This is a genomic window from Candidatus Tisiphia endosymbiont of Temnostethus pusillus (assembly GCF_964264675.1).
GTDB lineage: Bacteria > Pseudomonadota > Alphaproteobacteria > Rickettsiales > Rickettsiaceae > Tisiphia.
The window spans coordinates 604131-624184 of sequence record NZ_OZ183472.1; the positions used below are offsets into that span (position 1 = coordinate 604131).

General features: G+C 32.6%; 17 protein-coding genes. 11 read left to right on the forward strand and 6 right to left on the reverse strand.

Annotated features, from left to right (window positions below):
• Positions 1-504 precede the first annotated feature (504 nt).
• Entirely contained in the window at positions 505-2583 is a 2079-nt protein-coding gene (locus tag ACFEL2_RS02970) for a hypothetical protein (protein WP_375332205.1), read from the reverse strand.
• Positions 2584-3080: 497 nt separating this feature from the next.
• On the opposite strand from ACFEL2_RS02970, the gene nuoF reads away from it, so the two are divergent.
• The 6 genes from nuoF (at position 3081) to ACFEL2_RS03000 (ending at position 10111) form a co-directional block, all read left to right on the forward strand.
• Positions 3081-4346, forward strand: a complete 1266-nt coding sequence (nuoF, locus tag ACFEL2_RS02975) for an NADH-quinone oxidoreductase subunit NuoF (RefSeq protein WP_341752232.1) — start codon at positions 3081-3083, stop codon at positions 4344-4346.
• Positions 4347-4389: 43 nt separating this feature from the next.
• Positions 4390-5376, forward strand: a complete 987-nt coding sequence (locus ACFEL2_RS02980) for a hypothetical protein (protein ID WP_341752231.1) — start codon at positions 4390-4392, stop codon at positions 5374-5376.
• A gap of 63 nt (positions 5377-5439) precedes the next feature.
• Positions 5440-5706, forward strand: coding sequence for a type II toxin-antitoxin system Phd/YefM family antitoxin (locus ACFEL2_RS02985; protein WP_341748005.1), 267 nt, complete (start codon positions 5440-5442; stop codon positions 5704-5706).
• Positions 5693-5980 carry a type II toxin-antitoxin system RelE/ParE family toxin gene (locus ACFEL2_RS02990; protein ID WP_341752230.1) on the forward strand — a complete coding sequence of 96 codons (288 nt, stop codon included), beginning with the start codon at positions 5693-5695 and terminating at the stop codon, positions 5978-5980. The genes ACFEL2_RS02985 and ACFEL2_RS02990 overlap by 14 nt, the downstream gene beginning before the upstream one ends.
• Positions 5981-6237: 257 nt before the next feature.
• Positions 6238-7575, forward strand: a complete 1338-nt coding sequence (gene miaB / locus ACFEL2_RS02995) for a tRNA (N6-isopentenyl adenosine(37)-C2)-methylthiotransferase MiaB (RefSeq protein WP_341752229.1) — start codon at positions 6238-6240, stop codon at positions 7573-7575.
• Between the two features lie 160 nt (positions 7576-7735).
• Positions 7736-10111: a penicillin-binding protein 1A gene (locus ACFEL2_RS03000; RefSeq protein ID WP_375332206.1), complete on the forward strand. Its 2376-nt coding sequence runs from the start codon at positions 7736-7738 to the stop codon at positions 10109-10111.
• Positions 10112-10260: 149 nt separating this feature from the next.
• Here ACFEL2_RS03000 and ACFEL2_RS03005 read toward each other — a convergent pair whose 3' ends face one another.
• The 5 genes from ACFEL2_RS03005 to ACFEL2_RS03025 form a co-directional block, all read right to left on the reverse strand.
• Positions 10261-11328, reverse strand: coding sequence for a tetratricopeptide repeat protein (locus ACFEL2_RS03005; RefSeq protein ID WP_341752227.1), 1068 nt, complete (start codon positions 11326-11328; stop codon positions 10261-10263).
• A 4-nt stretch (positions 11329-11332) separates the two neighbouring features.
• Entirely contained in the window at positions 11333-11947 is a 615-nt protein-coding gene (locus tag ACFEL2_RS03010; protein WP_341752226.1) for a hypothetical protein, read from the reverse strand.
• A complete protein-coding gene (locus ACFEL2_RS03015; protein ID WP_341752225.1) occupies positions 11928-12611 on the reverse strand; it encodes a uroporphyrinogen-III synthase in 684 nt (227 codons plus the stop codon). The genes ACFEL2_RS03010 and ACFEL2_RS03015 overlap by 20 nt, the downstream gene beginning before the upstream one ends.
• On the reverse strand, positions 12608-13870 hold the full coding sequence (locus tag ACFEL2_RS03020) for a M16 family metallopeptidase (RefSeq protein ID WP_342259980.1): 1263 nt from the start codon (positions 13868-13870) through the stop codon (positions 12608-12610). The genes ACFEL2_RS03015 and ACFEL2_RS03020 overlap by 4 nt, the downstream gene beginning before the upstream one ends.
• 104 nt (positions 13871-13974) lie before the next feature.
• Entirely contained in the window at positions 13975-14508 is a 534-nt protein-coding gene (locus ACFEL2_RS03025; RefSeq protein ID WP_341752223.1) for a DUF1543 domain-containing protein, read from the reverse strand.
• A 186-nt stretch (positions 14509-14694) separates the two neighbouring features.
• Here ACFEL2_RS03025 and dapF point away from each other — a divergent pair, with 186 nt between their 5' ends.
• The 5 genes from dapF to mrdA are packed head-to-tail and all read left to right on the forward strand — an operon-like array spanning position 14695 to position 20010.
• Entirely contained in the window at positions 14695-15504 is an 810-nt protein-coding gene (dapF, locus tag ACFEL2_RS03030; RefSeq protein ID WP_341752222.1) for a diaminopimelate epimerase, read from the forward strand.
• Positions 15497-16756 carry a tRNA (N(6)-L-threonylcarbamoyladenosine(37)-C(2))-methylthiotransferase MtaB gene (gene mtaB, locus ACFEL2_RS03035; RefSeq protein ID WP_375332207.1) on the forward strand — a complete coding sequence of 420 codons (1260 nt, stop codon included), beginning with the start codon at positions 15497-15499 and terminating at the stop codon, positions 16754-16756. The genes dapF and mtaB overlap by 8 nt, the downstream gene beginning before the upstream one ends.
• Entirely contained in the window at positions 16753-17709 is a 957-nt protein-coding gene (locus ACFEL2_RS03040; protein ID WP_341752220.1) for an NAD(P)H-dependent glycerol-3-phosphate dehydrogenase, read from the forward strand. Before mtaB ends, ACFEL2_RS03040 begins: the two co-directional genes overlap by 4 nt.
• A complete protein-coding gene (locus ACFEL2_RS03045) occupies positions 17706-18224 on the forward strand; it encodes a hypothetical protein (RefSeq protein ID WP_375332208.1) in 519 nt (172 codons plus the stop codon). Before ACFEL2_RS03040 ends, ACFEL2_RS03045 begins: the two co-directional genes overlap by 4 nt.
• Positions 18214-20010, forward strand: coding sequence for a penicillin-binding protein 2 (gene mrdA, locus ACFEL2_RS03050; protein ID WP_375332209.1), 1797 nt, complete (start codon positions 18214-18216; stop codon positions 20008-20010). The genes ACFEL2_RS03045 and mrdA overlap by 11 nt, the downstream gene beginning before the upstream one ends.
• Positions 20011-20054: the final 44 nt, after the last annotated feature.

The following is a 20054-nucleotide window of genomic DNA, read 5'->3' on the forward strand; positions in this document are numbered from 1 at the left end:
GAACTCTGCAAGAAATTTATTGAAATTAGCATCACAAAATTTTGACAGCTCAGCTAGACTATGTGGACCTAGAGAGCATTCGTATTTCCGAGTAACTAACTTAATTTGGGAATTGATATTAATACTAACTTAATTATTTATATTTATCAAATTATTTTGCGGTTGTCAAACAAATTACACATGGTAGGATAATTTAAAAGTATAACCAATAGTTGATGCACATGTGTATATACTCGGTCAACTTCAAGAATTAAGGTCGTCGTGTCTAAAGCACCATAGTACCCTACATTTTTCTATAATCATCATAGCAAGGCTCTTTAGATGCCGTGGCGATCTAGGTAAACAGCGAAGCTGTTTTTTTAGAGTAACGCTTCGCGTATCCTAGATTGCCGCGTTGCTGCTTTCAGTGACTCCTCGCTAATAGACGATCAACAACTATTTTAATAGTGGTTATATAAAAAATGTAGGGTACTATGAGTGACCCACGCAACAAAGTCAGTCAATTTACCATAACCTTCCTTTATTTACTGCTTTAAGAGCAGGTTTAGTAGGTTTAGTAGGTTTAGTAGGTGTTGCTAGTTCTCTTTTAATTGTTTCTACATGCCTTAACGTTTTTTTTACTTGTTGAATTTCTATTTTAACATTATTACTAATAATCCTAGACATGCTTGGATTATTTTGCGGCGTTTGAGTTTCCTGAACTATTGGGGCTTTTGTAGGTATTTCTTGCTCTGATTTTATTGCTATCATTGAAGTATTTATGGTATCTTGCCTAGCATGCACTTCTTCTACCTTTGGGTTGGGCAGGTCAGTAGCATCTTCAGCTAGCTCTTGATATCTAGGTTTGTCCATCTGTGCTATCGAATTGCTCTGTAACTTATCCACCAAGACTCTGTTATCTAGTTGGTCCGTAGTTAACTCATTTAACCTGTGTGCTTCTATATTTTCTAACTTAGCTTCTGTTGGTGTTGATACCACAAAATCAGAACTACTAGGTTCGGGTATTTGTTTTGTTTCTATGCTAGAATGTTGAGTAAGAGGAGGTGGTGGTGTGGACACTGAAGTTGACATGGTTGGTGCAGTTTGATTGCTATATTTGTCTGTAAGATGTGTAGCAATATCCTGTAAATTATTTGTAGAAATAGGTAATTTTTTAATCACAGAAGAATACCAAGATTTATCTGATGCAATTTTGTTTGTTATGTCAGATATTATCTCGTCTTTATGATTTATTAATTGCTCAGAACCAAGTTCTATTAAAGTCGGAGATAATTGTTCCGAGATTTTATTATTTTGTTGTTCTGTAATCTTTATATCTGTTTTATTTTGAATTCTGTTAATAGATTCTTTAAGGATTGGTTTTGAGACTAATTCTGCATCTTTATCTTTAATAATTGGATTAATAGAATCGGCAAATCGTTTGATATTTTCTTCTGTAATTTTTGTTGCATCTAAGGTTAGAAACGAAGAATTTTTTGGAGCATTATCTACACTAAAAAATTTCTGAGCTTCCTTGCCAATTAAGCTATGTAGCTCTGTTAGTTTCCACTCTTCAAATAACTCAGTTGCTAATTCACTGGGTATATGGACATAAGGTAGAAGCTGTTTACAAAAAGCCTCTTGTCTGATCTTTTTTTCTTCTATAGAACCAGTATCTTGTATATTTATACTAAGAGTCAATAAAAGTTTTTTAGTTTCATTTTCTCTATAATTAACAAACTCTGGACTTAACCCATTATTCCTACTATCTATTAATTCTTTTATAAAAGAATTAGCAGATTCATTAACTGCATTAGAAAGAACTGTACGTTCTGTCTTATTAAGTTTTGTGAATTCTTTAGCAAATTTAACAGTTTTATTTCCTTGACTAATAGTTTCTTTAAAAACATTAAGTTGTTCGGTACTAAAAGCTCTTGGATATGCTTGTAAATTTTCCATAGTTTTGTTAATTACTGTACTGGCATAATCTGATTTAGGAATTGCTTGACCTTTTAGCTCTAATATTACTTTTTTAACAGTTTCAAGAGCGATCTTATCCTGATCATTGTTACTTTTAATATCATTTAATACAAACCCCTTTAAACTAGCTTCTAAATTTGCAAACTGTCTGTCTGCTTTTGCCTTGTCATTATCGTTCATAAGTCTTTTAGAACGTTCTATATTTAAACTAAAATTATCAAGCAGTTCTTCTGTCTTTTTATCAGATAAATTACAGTAAAAACTTTCTACTGCTAATCCAGTCATTGCACTCATAAATGATTCGTTAGTACCAATGAGTAATCCGTTATCTATGGATTCTTTTGATAATTGTGGAATTGGTTGTTTTAGAAATTTAAGTTTATATGTGTATGCCCTTCCTATTAATTTATTTATATTTTCAATCTCGTTTTTAGTGTTAACTCTAATAATATCATCTTTTTTATCTGCTAAATGGCTATCACTTTCGTACCCAGAATCAACAGATCTTACTGATATATTATCATCTTGATTCGTACTATATTCAGAAAGAATAGACTCCTTATCACTCTTAAAATTAGATATATTTAAATTACTGGATTCTATAGTTGCTCTATCGTCTGACATAAAAACCTTTCATTATACGCGAATTTGGGATAAGAATTTGTCAATTCTTATCCCAAATTCGGTGAAGTTATAGAAACAATCAGATTTGAGACGGTTCTGCATCTGATTGTTAAATTAATATTTTGCTAAAAACATGCTTTTAAAAGATTAAAATCATGTTTTTAGCTTTAGAAAGGTTTAAAATGCATTCGCGTTAGCCGCTTTAAGAATGCATTTTTCCTTATATTAAAGCCAATTCAGGATAAGAATTAGTTAATTCTTATCCTGAATTGAGGTATTATATTAATCATAAAATTAGAGGACATATAATCCCTATTACATAAAGAATCTCTATTGAATTGATGATTCTTGCAAGCATTTTGATGTAGAACAAATGTACTTAACGCATTTCAGAGTTGGTGTTGTTGTATTTTTGTGCAAAACCCTGCTAATATTTATTCTTCACAATTGTTTGCCTTCAGCTATAATATCATATGTAGATATTCTAAGAGTTAATTATGTTACAAATTAGCGATAAAATTTTTTCTAATCTTAGTGGGCAGGAAAAATATGATATAATAAGCAGTAAGCAACGAGGAGATTGGGATAATACAAAAGATTTTATTATTAAAGGTAGAGAATGGATAATTGATGAAGTAAAAAAATCAGGTCTGCGAGGGCGGGGTGGTGCTGGATTTTCGACTGGCACCAAATGGTCGTTCATGCCTAAAGATCACCCGAAACCTAGCTATCTAGTGGTTAATGCTGATGAATCAGAACCTGGTACGTGCAAGGATCGTGATATTTTAAGGTATGAGCCACATAAATTAATTGAAGGTTGTTTGCTCGCCAGTTTTGCTATTAACGCACATACTTGCTATATATATATTCGGGGTGAATTTTATAATGAATCCTCCAATGTACAGCGTGCTATAGATGAGGCTTATGATGCCGGTTTTATAGGCAGTAATGCTTGTGGTACAGGGTATCATCTTGACATTCATTTGCATAGAGGGGCTGGGGCGTATATTTGCGGTGAGGAAACAGCTCTGCTCGAAAGCTTAGAGGGCAACAAGGGCTTCCCTAGATTAAAGCCACCATTCCCGGCTAATTTCGGCTTATATGGTTGTCCAACAACTATTAATAATGTTGAATCAATTGCCGTTGTGCCTACTATACTCCGGCGTGGAGCTGATTGGTTTGCTGGAATCGGTAAGCCTAATAATACCGGAACAAAGATTTTCTGTATTTCTGGTCATGTAAATAAGCCATGTAATGTTGAAGAAGCCATGGGCGTACCTTTAAAGGAGTTGATTGAGAGATATGCCGGGGGTGTACGGGGTGGATGGAGTAATCTGAAAGCTATTATCCCAGGTGGTTCATCAGTACCGTTGCTACCAAAGTCATTATGTCAGGATGTTGCAATGGATTTTGATAGTTTAAGGTTAGCTGGTTCAGCACTCGGGACTGGTGGAGTCATTGTTATGGATAATTCTACGGATATTATTTACGCTATTGCTAGGCTTAGCAAATTCTACATGCATGAGTCTTGTGGTCAGTGTAGCCCATGTCGAGAAGGTACAGGTTGGATGTGGCGAGTTATGATGCGACTGGTACGCGGTCAGGCAAAAATAGATGAAATAGATCAATTATTGGACGTTACAAAAATGATCGAAGGTCGTACTATTTGTGCCCTTGGAGACGCTGCTGCTTGGCCTATTCAAGGGTTAATTCGTCATTTCCGTCATGAGATTGAAGAAAGGCTAGCCAAGCAAGGGGTTTAGTTTAGATTGCTCTGTTACTGTTAGCAAATTAGTATAATAATAAATGAAGAAAATAATAGCTCTGAACATAAGTAGAAAATCTCAATTTATTATTGCATTTGCTATAATGGGGTTATTATTGCTTATACCATGCTGTAGTCGTTCATCTTGTATTACTTACATGTTACCATCAGAATATTTAAATAATGGAAATTTAGCATATTTCCAATTTAATCATTATAATAAACTACAAGAATTACTTCCTAAAAATATTAGATATATCGAACAATATAATATAATCGCCAGTGGACAATTTAGTGTTAACCAATTTAAAAATGCTATTGGGTGTAAAACAGATATTATTGATGTTGATTTAAGGAGTGAGTATCATGGATTCAATGATCTAAACCCAGTGTCCTTTATCAGTTTACCATATAATGACGTTAACGCTAATAAATCTCAAGAGGAAATTATACTACAGGAGCAATATCTTTTTGGTTCAATATTACCAACTTACAAGCAACTTAGTATATATGTAAATAATTTGAAGACTACGCCAACAAAGAAGGACCTAACAATCTGTATACCTATTTCTACTAAGACTGAAGCTGATATAATGGCAGGTTTGAATATTGATTATTATAGAATTACCACATTAGATCATCGAGAACCTAATCGTGATAATTTAGATAGAATGGTAGCACTTTTTGATCAAAAATTAAAATTAAATCCAAGTCGATGGGTTTATTTACATTGCTTAGGTGGAAGAGGTCGTACCATGGCAGCTATAGCTGAGCTTATGATGTTAAAACAACAAGAAGCTGGCGAGTTACAACCATTCGATGATTTGCTAACATATGTAGAATCTGTGAGTAATGGTTATAAGTTAGTCCCAAGTTGTAAGCCTAGTGATCAAAATTATCGCTGTCAATGGAAGTGGGATCGTTATAATACCTTAAAAATATTCTATAATTTTGTACAAACAAGAACTGAGAATCAAACTTTTAGTGATTGGCATAATGTAATGTTCCAAAAGAAAAAGACATTGTAATTAACTTGATTATATTAATAATTTATGTTTTAATTAATCATATTAATTAAAATAATTATTATCATGGAAGAATTAAATGCAACTGAAGCAAAACGTGAGTTTGGTGAATTACTTATCAAAGTGCAAACAGAACCTATCAGCATTAGTAGACATGGCAAGCCTATAGCTGTAATAGTTTCTGATAAAGAGTTTCATGAATTAGAATCTTTTAAAGAACAAGTATTAAAACTTGCAATTTCTGAAGGATTAGATGACTTAGCAAAAAATAAAATACACTCTCATAAGGTTGTTTTTGATAACTTAAAAATAAAGCTTAATGGTTCAGTGTAAATTTACAAATAGTGCGAAACGTGATCTTGAAGATATTACAGATTATACACTAAAACATTGGGGAAGGCAGCAAACTATAAAATATTTAGATGAGATACATAACAAAGCTATTGCTTTAAGTCTTAATCCTAATATAGGTACTTTACGAAATGATATATATCCTACCTTATTGAGCTTCCCTACAAAAAAACATATATTGTATTATCTAAAACAAGAATATGGTATTATCATAGTTAGAGTATTACACAAACATATGTATACTGCTCGTAAATGAAGAGTTGGTAGACGAAGGTCAACTTCAAGAAGAGCTAGGAGTGTCAAAGTCGAGCAGCGGAGCGTACATTAGTACGTGAGCAGCGGAGATCTTTAGACACGACGACGCCAATTCTTGAAGTTCACCGAGTATACTATAAGCTTCATAACTTTCCAAACCTCAATAACCTCAAATAAAATCATTCCAAAAAAATATGTCATATTTTTTACAGTATTATATATAATGCAACCTAAATTTATTTTTGTTAAGTAAAAAACGTGAAAAAAAAGCTCTTTATTAAAACTTACGGATGTCAAATGAATGTATATGACTCCCTCAAGATGCAGGATTTGCTAGAGCCATTTGATTATCAGCCAACTGATTCTATGTACCAAGCTGATATGATTATTTTAAATACTTGTCATATTAGGGAGAAAGCTGCAGAAAAAATGTATTCCGAGCTTGGTCGCATCAAACAAATTAAAGATGATAGAAAATCAAAGGGAGAAGGTAATGTAATCGTTACTGTTGCTGGATGTGTTGCACAAGCTGAAGGTGATGAAATTTTTAGAAGAGCTAGTTATGTAGATATAGTAGTAGGACCACAATCTTACTACGATTTACCAGAGTTGATAGCAAAAATTGCTAGACATGAAAAACATGTAATTAAATTAGATTTTGTTGAAGAAGCTAAATTTGATAAGCTGCCTGAACAGTCTAATATACAAGGAGTAAGTAGCCTTATTTCAGTTCAAGAAGGTTGTGACAAATTTTGTACTTTCTGTGTTGTACCTTATACTCGGGGTGCAGAATTCTCAAGGAGTCTAGAACAAATATACAGGGAAATTACAAGCTCCGTTTCAAACGGAGCAAGAGAAGTAATCTTGCTAGGTCAAAATGTTAATGCTTATCATGGACAAACTATTGAAGGCAAAGAGTGTAGTTTAGCAGATCTAATCAGCTACATAGCAGAAATACCAAGTCTTGAGCGTATTAGATACGTTACTTCTCATCCTATTGATATGACAGAAGATTTAATACTGTTACATGGGTCTGAGCCAAAATTAATGCCGTTTTTACACTTGCCAGTACAGTCAGGTTCTAACAAAATTTTAAAATCAATGAATCGTAGACATAACAGAGATTATTATTTTGATATTATTAATCGTTTAAGAAATGCGAGAAGAGATATAGTCTTTTCATCTGACTTTATTGTAGGATTTCCTGGAGAAACGGATGAAGACTTTGCTGACACTTTAGATCTAGTAAAGAAGGTTGGTTATGGTCAGTGTTATTCTTTTAAATATAGTCCAAGACCTGGTACACCTGCTGCGGTTAAAGAGCAAGTGCCTGAACATATAAAATCTAGGCGTTTAGCAATTTTACAGCAAGAAATATCTCGCCAACAATTATTGTTTAATGAAAGTTGTATTGGCAAAATAATGCCAGTATTATTTGATCGTGACGGTAAATTGGACAATCAACTGATAGGGAAAACATGTTATATGCAGTCGGTGCATGTAATAAACCCTGCAAAAGATTTGTTCGGTCAGATTATCGATGTAAAAATTATCAATGCTGGGGCAAGTAGTTTGAGCGGAGAAATGGTGCTGTGATCCAATTTACGCGAATTCGGGATAGGAATTAACTATTCTTATCCCAGTCATCACAACGTAAACTGGGAGCTAAAAAATAAACAGGAAGGATGTTTTAGATGATGATATTATATAAAATAAAACTTTTACTTGAATAAATGTAAGAAACACACTATCAAAAATGCTCAAATTTTTTTATATATCTTTTAAATTATTTATAATATCAGGCATAATAGCTCTTAGTGCTTGTATATATTTGTTGTATCATTACTCTAAGGATTTACCGGACTATTCTCAACTTGCCGATTATCATCCACCATCGGTAACAAGAGTATATGCCCAAAATGGAAAATTAATGGAGGAGTATGCTTTGGAACGTAGAGTTTTTGTACCTATTAGTAGTGTACCACGCTCTCTCATAGAGGCGTTTATTTCAGCAGAAGATAAGAATTTTTTTGAACATCCAGGAGTTGATGTTATAAGTATAATCAGAGCAGCAATATTAAATATCTCTAATATCGTACACCGTCGTAGAGTGGAAGGAGGGTCAACTATTACCCAGCAAGTAGTTAAGAATTTTTTATTAAGCTCTGAGGTATCGATAGAACGTAAGATCAAAGAAGCAATTTTATCCTATAGGGTCTCAAAAACCTTTACTAAAGATCAAATTTTGGAGTTATATCTTAATCAAACATTTTTTGGTAGGGGAGCTTATGGAGTTGCCATGGCTGCTCAGAATTATTTTAATAAGTCTATTGAAGATTTAACTGTTGCCGAATCAGCTTTTATCGCTGGTCTACCAAAAGCACCATCAAATTTTAATCCGGAGAGAAATTATGCTAGGGTGAAAGATCGTAGAGATTATGTTATTATGAGAATGTTGGAAGATGGTTATATAACGCAAGAGACAGCAAAAGAAGCAGTAGATAGTCCTATTACTTTGCAAAAGCGGGATCGTGATGAAACCGTTACAGCCGGTTATTATGCTGCACAAGTACGGGAAGAAGTCATTAGTAAAATTGGCAGTAAAGAATATTTCTATACTGGAGGGTTAACGGTCATTACTTCACTTGATGCTGGTTATCAGCAAGCTGCAGAAAATGCTCTTAGGCAAGGCATAAGAGCATATGATAGGAAGCATGGTTTTAGAGGAGTCATAACTAATATTGATCTAAATAACTGGCAAGATAATTTAAATAAAGTAGCAAAGCCTCCAGCTATTTTAGAATATCAATTAGCTGTTGTGTTAAATGTTTCGGATAATCAAGCAGAAATTGGTCTTTGTGACTTGAGTCAGTCAAAAATAGTTTTATCAGAAATGAAGTGGGCAAAAAATGATCTTAAATCAGTAAAAACTCTTTTAAAGAAAGGTGACGTTGTAGTAGTCGAAAAAGTAAATGCTAATTACTATTTGCGGCAAATTCCTACTGTTAATGGTGCGATTATAGTGATGAATCCTACAACAGGTCAGGTACTTGCCAGCGTTGGTGGATATGATTTCACAGTTAGTAAATTTGATCGTGCTACTCAGGCACTGCGACAACCAGGGTCACTCAGTAAAACTTTTGTTTATCTTGCTGCTTTAGAAAACGCAATCCAGCCAAATAGAATTTTTGAAGATGGTCCAGTAGAGATTCCGCAAGGTCCTGGCATGCCAGTTTGGCGACCAAAAAATTATAAAGGGAATTTTCTAGGTTCAATTACTATGCGTATAGGGCTTGAGAAATCACGAAACCTTGTTACTGTTAGGGTAGCACAAGCTATAGGGCTAAGCAAAGTTGCTGAGATAATCAAGCGATTTGGTATTAATAATGAGCCGAAGAGATTTTACTCTATGGTGCTTGGTTCGCTCGAAACCACACTAGAAAAAATGACCAATGCTTATGCAATAATTGCTAATTCAGGAAAAAAAGTTACGCCGCATTTCGTAGAGCTAATTAAAGATCGTAATGGTAAAATAATTTATCGTAGAGATAATAGGGAATGTAAAAATTGTAATGTATCTGACTCCCAGCTTACTGATAACTTATCACTCCCTATCCTACCTCAACCCGACTATCGGATGATTACCGATGAAGCAAGTGATTATCAGATTATCTCATTTCTCACTGGAGCAGTTGAAAGAGGTACGGCAACCGCTGCAAAAAAACTTGGTAAGGTTATAGCTGGTAAAAGTGGTACTACCAACGATAGTATGGATACTTGGTTTATTGGTTTTACTCCAAAAATAGTTGTCGGAACATATATTGGTTATGATACGCCAAAAACACTAGGAAGAACTGCAACAGGGTCAAGTGTTGCCTTGCCTATATTTATTGATTTTATGGAGAAGGCTTATTCTGATATTCCATCACTGGCATTTAAAGTACCAGAATCAATTAAATTGTTACCAATAGATCCAACAACTGGTAGAATTACTTCTGCTAGTAGTATTATGGAAGCATTCAAAATTCATGATATACCAGTATTAGATTATCAAGAAGAACACCAAGGTCAAGATAATGATGCTTTCCATAATATCCCTCCAGAAAAAGATCCTTCTCAGGAGATATATTAGACTTGCTGCATAAATCAAAGATAGTTGAGGGATTTTTAGGAGAAACGAAGCCGAGTACCGCAGCGTACACAGACGTACGTGAGGAGCGGAGGCGAGTTTCGACGACAAAATCACCAACTAGATTGACTTATGCAGTAAGTCTATTAATCTCAAATATCATGAAAAGGTAATAGTTCAGGTTCATTTTTAAGATTTTTAATCTTTTCCGGTAAGCCTAAATAAGCGGCTATAGCTAAAAATAGCCCTAAATATTGTTTAGGGTTTACTAACATTGCTAGATCTTCATAAATTCTTAAAGGTGGTACAGAAGAAAATTGCTTATATAATTCTACAATCTCAAAAGAAGGGTTATTTGCGAAGGCAGCTTTTAATATTTCAATGTTTTTATTATTCCAGCTAGAAGAGTTCATAGGTAGATAAAGATTTAATGCGGAGATATGTGAAGGTATAAGTTTAATAGCTGATTCTAAATAATGGATAGCATCTTTTGTCTCATTAGCTTCTAGCATATTTTTGGCAGCATCAACATAATAATCAGCTATTTTGTTCTTTATAGACTCTAGTTTTTGTGTGTCAACTCTGTTAAGTTTGGATACCACAAAGATAAATTTTGTCCACAGAGAAAGTTTAGCATAACAATCAAGTAAAATTTCTAAAGTTTCACTATCAAATTCATTTAGGTTAAATGATCTAACAGCATAATTCTCAGCTGTTTCATACATATTATTTTGATAAAATATTTGTGCAAGTCTTTTGGTAACAAAGGCACTATAATGTTTAGATTGCTCTAATTCCTGAAAATATTGTATTCTTATTGAAGGATCTAATTCTGCTTCTGCTAAAAGTAAAGTATGAAATACCTTGTTTTCTTTGCTTAAACGGTAAGCTATTTTCTGACTAGTTGCTACTGACTTTGATTTTTCACCAGCAATATATTCTGCCATAGCCTTCATCAGTAGGTAATTATCAGTAGTGGCTCTTTTGGAAAAGAAAAGATCTTTTAAATTAGTAGGTAGGTCAATAATTAGAAATATTATTTTAAAAAAAATAGCACTAAAAAGTGTAAATAATATATATAAAGTAATGAAAGTAAAAAAGGAGGTTTCTATATAATAATCATATAAATTTAAGGTTAATGTTGAGTCAAGCTGATTTAAGACAGAAAAGCCTAAATATAATAACAAAAATGTAATACAAATTATTAATAATCTTATCATTATTTTACTCTACAAATTTTTGCTGTAATTCTTCTGAATAAAAGAAATTAATAAAAAAATCTAGATTGCCTATTATTCTCAACTTTAGTTTTTCTTTATCTTTGGTAAAACTAGATTTCCTTTCAATCTTAATAAATTTCTCGATCCAACAATTTGCTTTTGGAAATATCTTGACTAAACCTAGACTATTATTAAGTAAATAATTTTCATTATAATTGTGTAGGTCTAGCAAAATATTTTTTATTTTTGTAGGTAACTCTACAGTTTCAATTTGACGAATTTGCTGTGTATAATCTTTATCTTGTAAAAAATTTATCACTAAAAGATTAACGCTAAGTAAATAAATGCTATAATTAGGGGGGGGCTTAGATGATTTGGGTTGGTGGTTTAATAAGACTTCTTCTTGATTCAAACTACTATCTTTTTGAAGTACAACATTTTCTGATATAGTAGCTGGTTTAGAAGTAGTTGGGTTGTCAGGTAGTTCAGTATCTACTTTTTTATTATTTAAAAAAGTCATGTAACCTATTGATATGGCAAATAACACAATTAGAATAATTGTAAGAATAATAGGATTATTACTACGACCTTTTATTATATTAGTTTCTGATTTTTGCATTATAAATTAATAACTCTAACATTTGTTGCGGCTGTCCATTATCACAATAAACCACATTTTTGGCAAAATATCTAATAATATTTGCTACTTTTTCACTTATAGTAATCACTAAACTATTATCTAGTAGTTTTAGCAAATTATTTTTTATTAATAATTCAATGAAAGTCTTAGTGCTGTTCTGTGAATATAGTAAAATAAAATTGATGCCCTTTTCAATCTCTGCTATTTGGTACAGCTGGGTCGCGTATTTTACCCGATAAATAATGTGTCTTTTTATTTTTTGAGGCAAATCTTGAGTAATTTCATTTGACGATAAATATATGGTTTGCTCATATATTTCTTGAGGGATGTTTTCTAGTAGGTCTTGAATATTTGTAGCAACATATCGTACTACAAAATTTCTTTGTTCTAGAATTAACTTTGATGAATTGCCAACTATCCATACGTTCTTTTGTTCTACCTCTTGATGCTCAGCAAGGATTCTAGCAGCAAATTTACTGGTGACAATTATATTAACATAATTATGCAAAATGGTGCTATTTAATGGCAAAGCTTGATATTCCACTAAAGGAGAACAGATATATTTAAAACTACAATTTTTCTCCAATTCTCTAATGGTTTCATTATTATCCTCTAAACTTCTAGTTAATAGCACCGATTTCATAAAGCTAGCTTATGGCATAATTCTTGATAATCTATGGCAAGTGGTTTAGGACCAATAATAGATAAAGTAGGTTTTGTAACAAATATTTTGTTAGCAATATTTATTATATCTTGTTTTGTTATATTCATAATATGTTCAATAGTTTGTTCAGTAGGTATATATTTGCCAAAAACAGCAAAATTCTTACCAATTTCTTCTGATTTATAAGAAGATTCTTCTTGAGCCATATAGATACTAGTTTTTAGTTGTACTTTAGCCCTATCAATTTCTGAGTCTTTGATGTCTGTAGAAACTTTTTTTATTTCATTAACTAATTGTTCTGTAAGGAATGGTAGTTTATCATGATTAGTGGAGGCATATATGCCAAAAATCCCACTATCATAGTAGGAGCTATTATAGCTACCAATTGAATAAACCAGTCCAAGTTTTTCCCTGATTTGTTGAAATAATCTCGATGACATACCATTGCCAAGTATTAGTGAAAGAACTTGCGTATGATATAATTGTTGTATGTTAAAATACGGCACACTCTCGAAACCTAGAACTAGAGTAGTTTGCTCAAGATCTTTGGTGATAAAGCTATGTCCCCCTGTATATCTAACTTTCTCAAAATGACTGTTTTGTTTATTTTTTAATGAACAAAATAATTTTTTGGCAAATTCTACAACTTGCTCATGGGAAATATTTCCTGCTACTGATAAGTAAATATTTTCGGCATTATAATGTTTGTCAACATAATTACTAAAATGTTCTCTATCAAATTTAGCCAAACTGTCGTGAGTTCCTAGAATTGACCTGCCAAGTGCTTGATTCTCATAAGCACTACTGTAAAATTTCTCGTGGATAAGTTCATCAGGGTTATCTTGAACATGAGCAATTTCTTGTAGAATCACCTGATATTCTTTGGCTATTTCTTCCTTTGAAAAAACTGAATTTTGGATGATATCTGCCAGTATTTCTAAAGCTTTATAGCAGTTTTCATTCAATATTTTTGAATAATAAACAGTTTGTTCATGCGAGGTATATGCATTAAAATGTCCTCCTATAGAGTCAAATTCTTCAGCAATTTGTTTAGCAGACCTAGTTGTTGTGCCTTTAAATGCCATATGTTCAAGAAAATGGGATATGCCTATTTCTGAAGATTGTTCATAGCGGCTACCTACATTAACAATGACATTAATAGCTACAGAATTTACATTAGACATATTATAGGTAAGAATAGTTAGACCATTTTTAAGTTTGCTTGAATTAAAGTCCATTTTATCACTTATTTAGATTCCAATGACCTTAAAATAACTCTTCACAACTAGTTATGCAAGGAGTCATTTCCTATTAAAACAAAAGACTTACTGCATAAGTCAATCTATTTGAGTTGCTGATAACCATTGATTATACTTAACTTCTTTTTTATGCCAGTATATTCAAGTGCAATATGGTAATTATCAACTTCAGTAATTCTAATGCATTCATCTATATCATAGATATTGTCAGTATGTAACATTTCTGTACCCTTAGACACTTCTCTTCTTGCTTGTTCAATGGCTTGGCTTCTCGATTGTGCAACAACAAAAGTGATAAAATGATTTTCTCCAAAGAAGTTTCTCTTATAAGAACCAAGGTTAACAAAATATAAATGATTGGTACTAGATTGAGGTTTTATTTCCGTAATTTTAACATCAAAACCGTTAAGACTAGCTAGTATGAACCAAGAATCAACATGTAGAGATGTTTTTATACCACACCATTTGTTTTTAATTTTTTGAGAAATTTCAATATCAGATTTCCCGACTGCAAATACAACATCATGCATTTCTATATTGCAACCTTCAACTTTTCCTCCTAAATAGAAAACACATAACATAGGTGAGTCAAATACAAATTTTTGCAAATAAGGCATATAAAGTTCTTTTAATTTTTGGCTAATTCAATGATATATTTTTAATAGTTATTAGTTAGTTGTTAATATCATTATAGGTATGATACTAACAAGGAGTCTATTATTTTCTACATAAATTTCATATATTTGGTATAATAGCTAAGTTGCTTTGTAGCAACCTAAACTCAAACAACTAAAGATATTCTCGTGTTAAAAAAAATCAATTTTGCTAAAATGCATGGATTAGGTAACGATTTTGTGATTATCAATCAGCGTGATTTACCTAAAAATTGTGATTTGCAACAATTATCTCTAAAGATTGCCAATCGCCATACTGGTATTGGTTGTGATCAGTTTATTATTTATGATAAAAAACCAAATTACTATGAGATGATTATATATAACCAAGATGGATCAAGTGCCAAATTATGTGGTAATGCTTCAAGGTGTCTTACCAAGCTGATATATCTTGATTTAGGTATAAAGGAAATCACTTTGAGGGTATATGGAAAAGAATTATCTTGCAAGATACTGAATGAGAACGAGATTGAAGTAGATAGTGGGATAGTTAGTTTCGAGGAAGACTGGATGCCTTCATCCGAAAAAATCTGGCCGGTTGTAGAACGTTATATGATCGACATCAAGGAAGTTATCTGTGCTGATATTGGTAATCCACATTTTGTTATTTTTAGTGATCTCGCTATTGAAGATAAAGAAATAATAGGAGAAAAATTACAGGGAAAAGAATTATTTGCTGATGGTGTTAACGTTAATTTTGCTTCAATCAAGGATAATAAAATTTATTTATCGGTTTGGGAAAGAGGTACAGGCTTAACTCTTGCTTGTGGTAGTGGAGCATGTGCTAGTTTTGCTTCTGGGGTCAAGCTAGGATTTATTAGCTCTCCTTGTCAAGTAGTATTTCAATTGGGTAGTCTACAAATGTCAAAGCAAGGTGAGAATATAATAATGACTGGTCCTGCTACTTTAGTTTCGCGAGGGGAGTTTTTTTATGACTAAATTACAAGAAGTTGTAACCCAAGAAGTTATAACTTTTGGTTGCAGATTAAATATTTACGAAAGTGAAGTGATCAGAACTAACCTAGCTCTTTCTGGTTTAGAAAATGTCATAGTATTTAATACTTGTGCTGTTACTAAGGAAGCTGAAAAACAATCACGTCAAGCAATTCGTAAGGCCAAAAGAAATAATCCTGATGTAAAAATTATTGTTACTGGTTGTGCTGCTCAGAATAACCCAGCTATTTTTGCTAATATGGTTGAGGTTGATAAAGTACTTGGTAATGAAGAAAAATTGATAGCTGCCCATTATCAATTTACCGAAGAAAAAGTGGTAGTAAATGATATAATGTCGGTTACTGAAACTGCTAATCATATGGTGAGTAGTTTTGATGGTAGATCTCGTGCCTTCATTCAGGTGCAAAATGGTTGTAATCATCGTTGTACGTTCTGTATGATACCTTATGGTAGAGGTAATAGTAGGTCAGTACCGATGGGTGCTATAGTACGACAGTTAAGGGCATTAGTAGAAAATGGTTACAATGAAGTAGTATTTACAGGTGTTGATGTGACTGCTTATGGACCAGATTTGCCAGGAACTCCAACTTTTGCTCAGATGATTAGACGAATTATTGGCTTGGTTCCAGAACTAAAGAGGCTTAGATTATCTTCAATTGATGTAGCTGAGATCGATGATGATTTGTTCGATCTTATGGCCTATATACCAAAGATTATGCCGCATTTTCATATTAGTTTACAAGCTGGTGATGATATGATACTTAAGCGTATGAAACGTCGCCATAATCGTCAAAATATTATTGATTTTTGTCATAAATTGCGTAATTTAAGACCAAATGTATCATTCGGTGCAGACATTATAGCTGGTTTTCCGACGGAAACTGATGTAATGTTTGACAATACCAAAAGACTTATCTCTGAGGCGGATTTACAGTATTTACACGTTTTCCCATATTCTGAACGCGATGAAACTCCGGCTGCAAGAATGCCGCAAATAGCAAAATCGATTAGAAAAGCAAGAGCAGAAATTTTAAGAACTGCCGGAGAACAACAATTACAAAAATTTTTCCAAAGGAATATAGGGCAGGAAGTAGAGCTACTTGTAGAACAAAATAACATGGCTCATACAGAAAATTTTATTCCGGTAAAATTGCAAGATAATTTTGACGTTGGGCAAATTATTAAAGCTCGGTTAGTTGCTATAGAGGGTAATCACATGATTTCAGAAATATTATGAAAAAATTTAAAAATATTGCTGTCTATGGTGGTGGTAGTTGGGGAACTGCACTAGCTTGCCAGGTGGCAAGATGTTATGAGGATGTCTCGATATTGGTGCGTGAGAATAATATTATTGAGGAAATATTAAATAATCGAACTAATAGCAAATATCTTGGTTCTGATATTATCCTTCCTAGTAATATAACTCCTTGTAGTAATTTATCAGACATCTTAGATAAAGAAGTAATAATTATTGCAGTACCATCTTTTGTTTTCCAGGAAACTTTGAAGATATTAAAAGATGCTGGGATATCTGACAACGTGGTGTTATTAGTTGCAACTAAGGGATTTGGTAGAGACCCTACGGAGTTATTATCTGATAAAGTAAAAGCCATATTGCCAGCTAATCCTTTAGCCTTTATAGCTGGACCTAACCTAGCTAAAGAAGTTGCTCAAGATTTATTAACTTCAGTTACCATTGCCTCTTTAGATGTTGATCTTGCCAAACGACTAGCAATTAGTTTAGCATCGCAACAATTTAAGGTTACCATAACTGACTATGTGGTAGTAATGCAAGTGGCATCGGCTGTTAAGAATATTATAGCGATAAAGAGTGGTTGGTATGATGCAAAAGGTTATGGACAGAATGCTAAAGCAGGTCTGATAACGGGGGGGCTTCAAGAAATAAAAATTTTATCTGAGGCAATTGATGGAGAATTAGGGGATAACTCTATTTTATATGCTCCAGGTGTATTAGGGGATTTGGTGCTAACTTGTTACTCTAAAGAATCACGAAATAGTAGATTTGGTTATGAATTAGGGAAGCACTTAGATGTTAATAAATTTTTAAATGAAAATTTATACTTAGTGGAGGGTCGAGAATCTGCTAAACTGGTATTGGATCTCATAAGAAAATATGATCTAACATTACCGATTATTTCATCAGTAATTAAAGAACTGAAATTAGTATGAAGTTTTTTGGCAATTTATCACAAATGTTATCACCAATATTTGGTAAAATAATATTATTAGAATTCTGTTTGTTATTATTAATTTTTCCGTTAGAAAATTTTAGAATTAATGGAGAATCTATTATTTTCCCAGCTTTTGAAGTTAGTTTACTCTACTATTTTTCCACATTTTATCATATTGGTTTTTGGCTAATATTTTTAGCAGGAATAATTTTTGACCAGTTATATTCCATGCCAATTGGTACAAATTCTTTGGTTCTGATAATTGCTCACATAATTTTAGAATTCACAGGAAGATTTTTTGTACTTAGAAGTTATTTAACAAATTTTATCGTCTTTTGTTTCTATTATTTCTTTATATTACATTTTAGATATTTGCTGATTTTAAGCAAAGGCTTATCTTCGGAGGGGTATTTTATGATATTAATGCAGTATCTAACTACTATATTCTCATATAATTTGCTACGAATTCCACTTGATAAAGCATTAGAATATTTTAGAAAACATGCTAAATAGTAAAATATTATATAGCCAGTTAATATCAAGAAGGGCTTTTCTCATAGGTTCAGGAAAACTGACATTGCTTTCGTTATTGGCTGGAAGAATGTTTTTTATGGAGTTGCTTGAAAATGATAAATATCGTACTTTATCTGATAAAAATCGTATAAGTTTTATTCTAATTCCACCTTTTAGAGGGCAAATTTATGATATCAACGGTAACATTATGGCTACAAACCAAACTTGTTTTAGGTTGTTACTTGACATACATAATGGCAATGATTACAAAAACGAATTAGCTCTAGTTGCCAATATCCTAGAATTATCTGAAGAAGAACAAAATTACATTAAGCAAAAAATAAAAAAAGCCAATAAACATATTCCTTTGGTTATACTAGATAATCTTAGCTGGCAACAAATGTCACTTATTGAAGAACAAAAGTTAAATTTAAGTTCTATTTTTGTAGATGCTAGTTATTCAAGATTTTACCATTTTTCAGAAGCGACTTGTCATGTGATAGGGTACACTGGACAGATTAATGAGCAAGAAAAACAAGATTTACAAATTAACAATTTAGGGGATTTTAATATTGGAAAATTTGGTGTAGAAAAATATTATGAAGACAAGTTACGTGGAAAATTTGGTTATAAGCAGATAGAAGTAAATGCCTTGGGTAAACAAGTAAGAGAAATCACCAATATTCAAAGCCAGCAAGGTGAGGACTTACATCTAAATATTGACGTGGAACTACAACAAAGAGTGCAGCCATACTTAAATAAACAAGGTTGCTCTGCAATAGTTATCGATACCAATAATGGTAATGTGCTAGTGCTGGCTATGTCACCAGTATTTGAGGCTAATAATTTTATAAAATTATCCCAAGATTACTGGCAAAGTTTAATCAATGATCCCTATAAGCCGTTGATTAATAAGACCATACAAAGTACTTACCCACCTGGATCTATTTTTAAAATTATTACAATTTTAGCTGGATTAGAAAATGGCATTAAACCGACTAAAACTATTAATTGTACTGGTGCTTCAGTATTAGGTAATAATAGTGCTAGATGTTGGAATCGTCATGGTCATGGCATCGTTGATATGTATAATGCTATCAAATATTCTTGTAATTCTTATATGTATGAAATAGCTAGCTTGATAGGTCATAAAAGAATATTAGATATGGCAAGAAATTTTGGTTTTGGTACAAAAACTGGCATTGATTTAACCGGAGAAGCATCAGGTTTTGTTCCTTCAGAAGAGTGGAAAATGAAAAAATTTAACTCTAAATGGACGATTGGTGATACTCTTAATTTATCGATAGGGCAGGGGTTCTTATCAGCTACTCCAATTCAGCTAGCTAGATTTGTAACAGCAATTGCCAGTAATGGGAAATTGTATAATCCTAAAATTGCTAAAGATATATCAGTAAAAGATGGGTCAGTATTCGATCAGATTAATATAAATCAACAATATCTAGATATTTTAAAAGAAGGCATGTATAGAGCAGTTAATACGCAAGGTGGGACTGCCTATTATAGTAGAATTTTGACAGAAGGGCATCAATTAGCTGGTAAAACAGGTACGGCACAAGTGCAATCAAAGGCTAATATCAATGATGATTTAAATAGAGAGTCAATTGCTTGGGAAAGGCGTAACCACGCTATATTCGCTGGGTTTGCTCCTTACCTACAACCTCGTTACTCTGTTTTAGTGTTTGTAGATCATGGTGGAGGTGGAGGCAGGGCAGCAGCCCCTATAGCTAGTAAGATTATGGCTATGGTACTTGATAAATATAATTGAATATTTTTTACTATTCGTACTTAGTGCTAGCGATTTTATAGTAT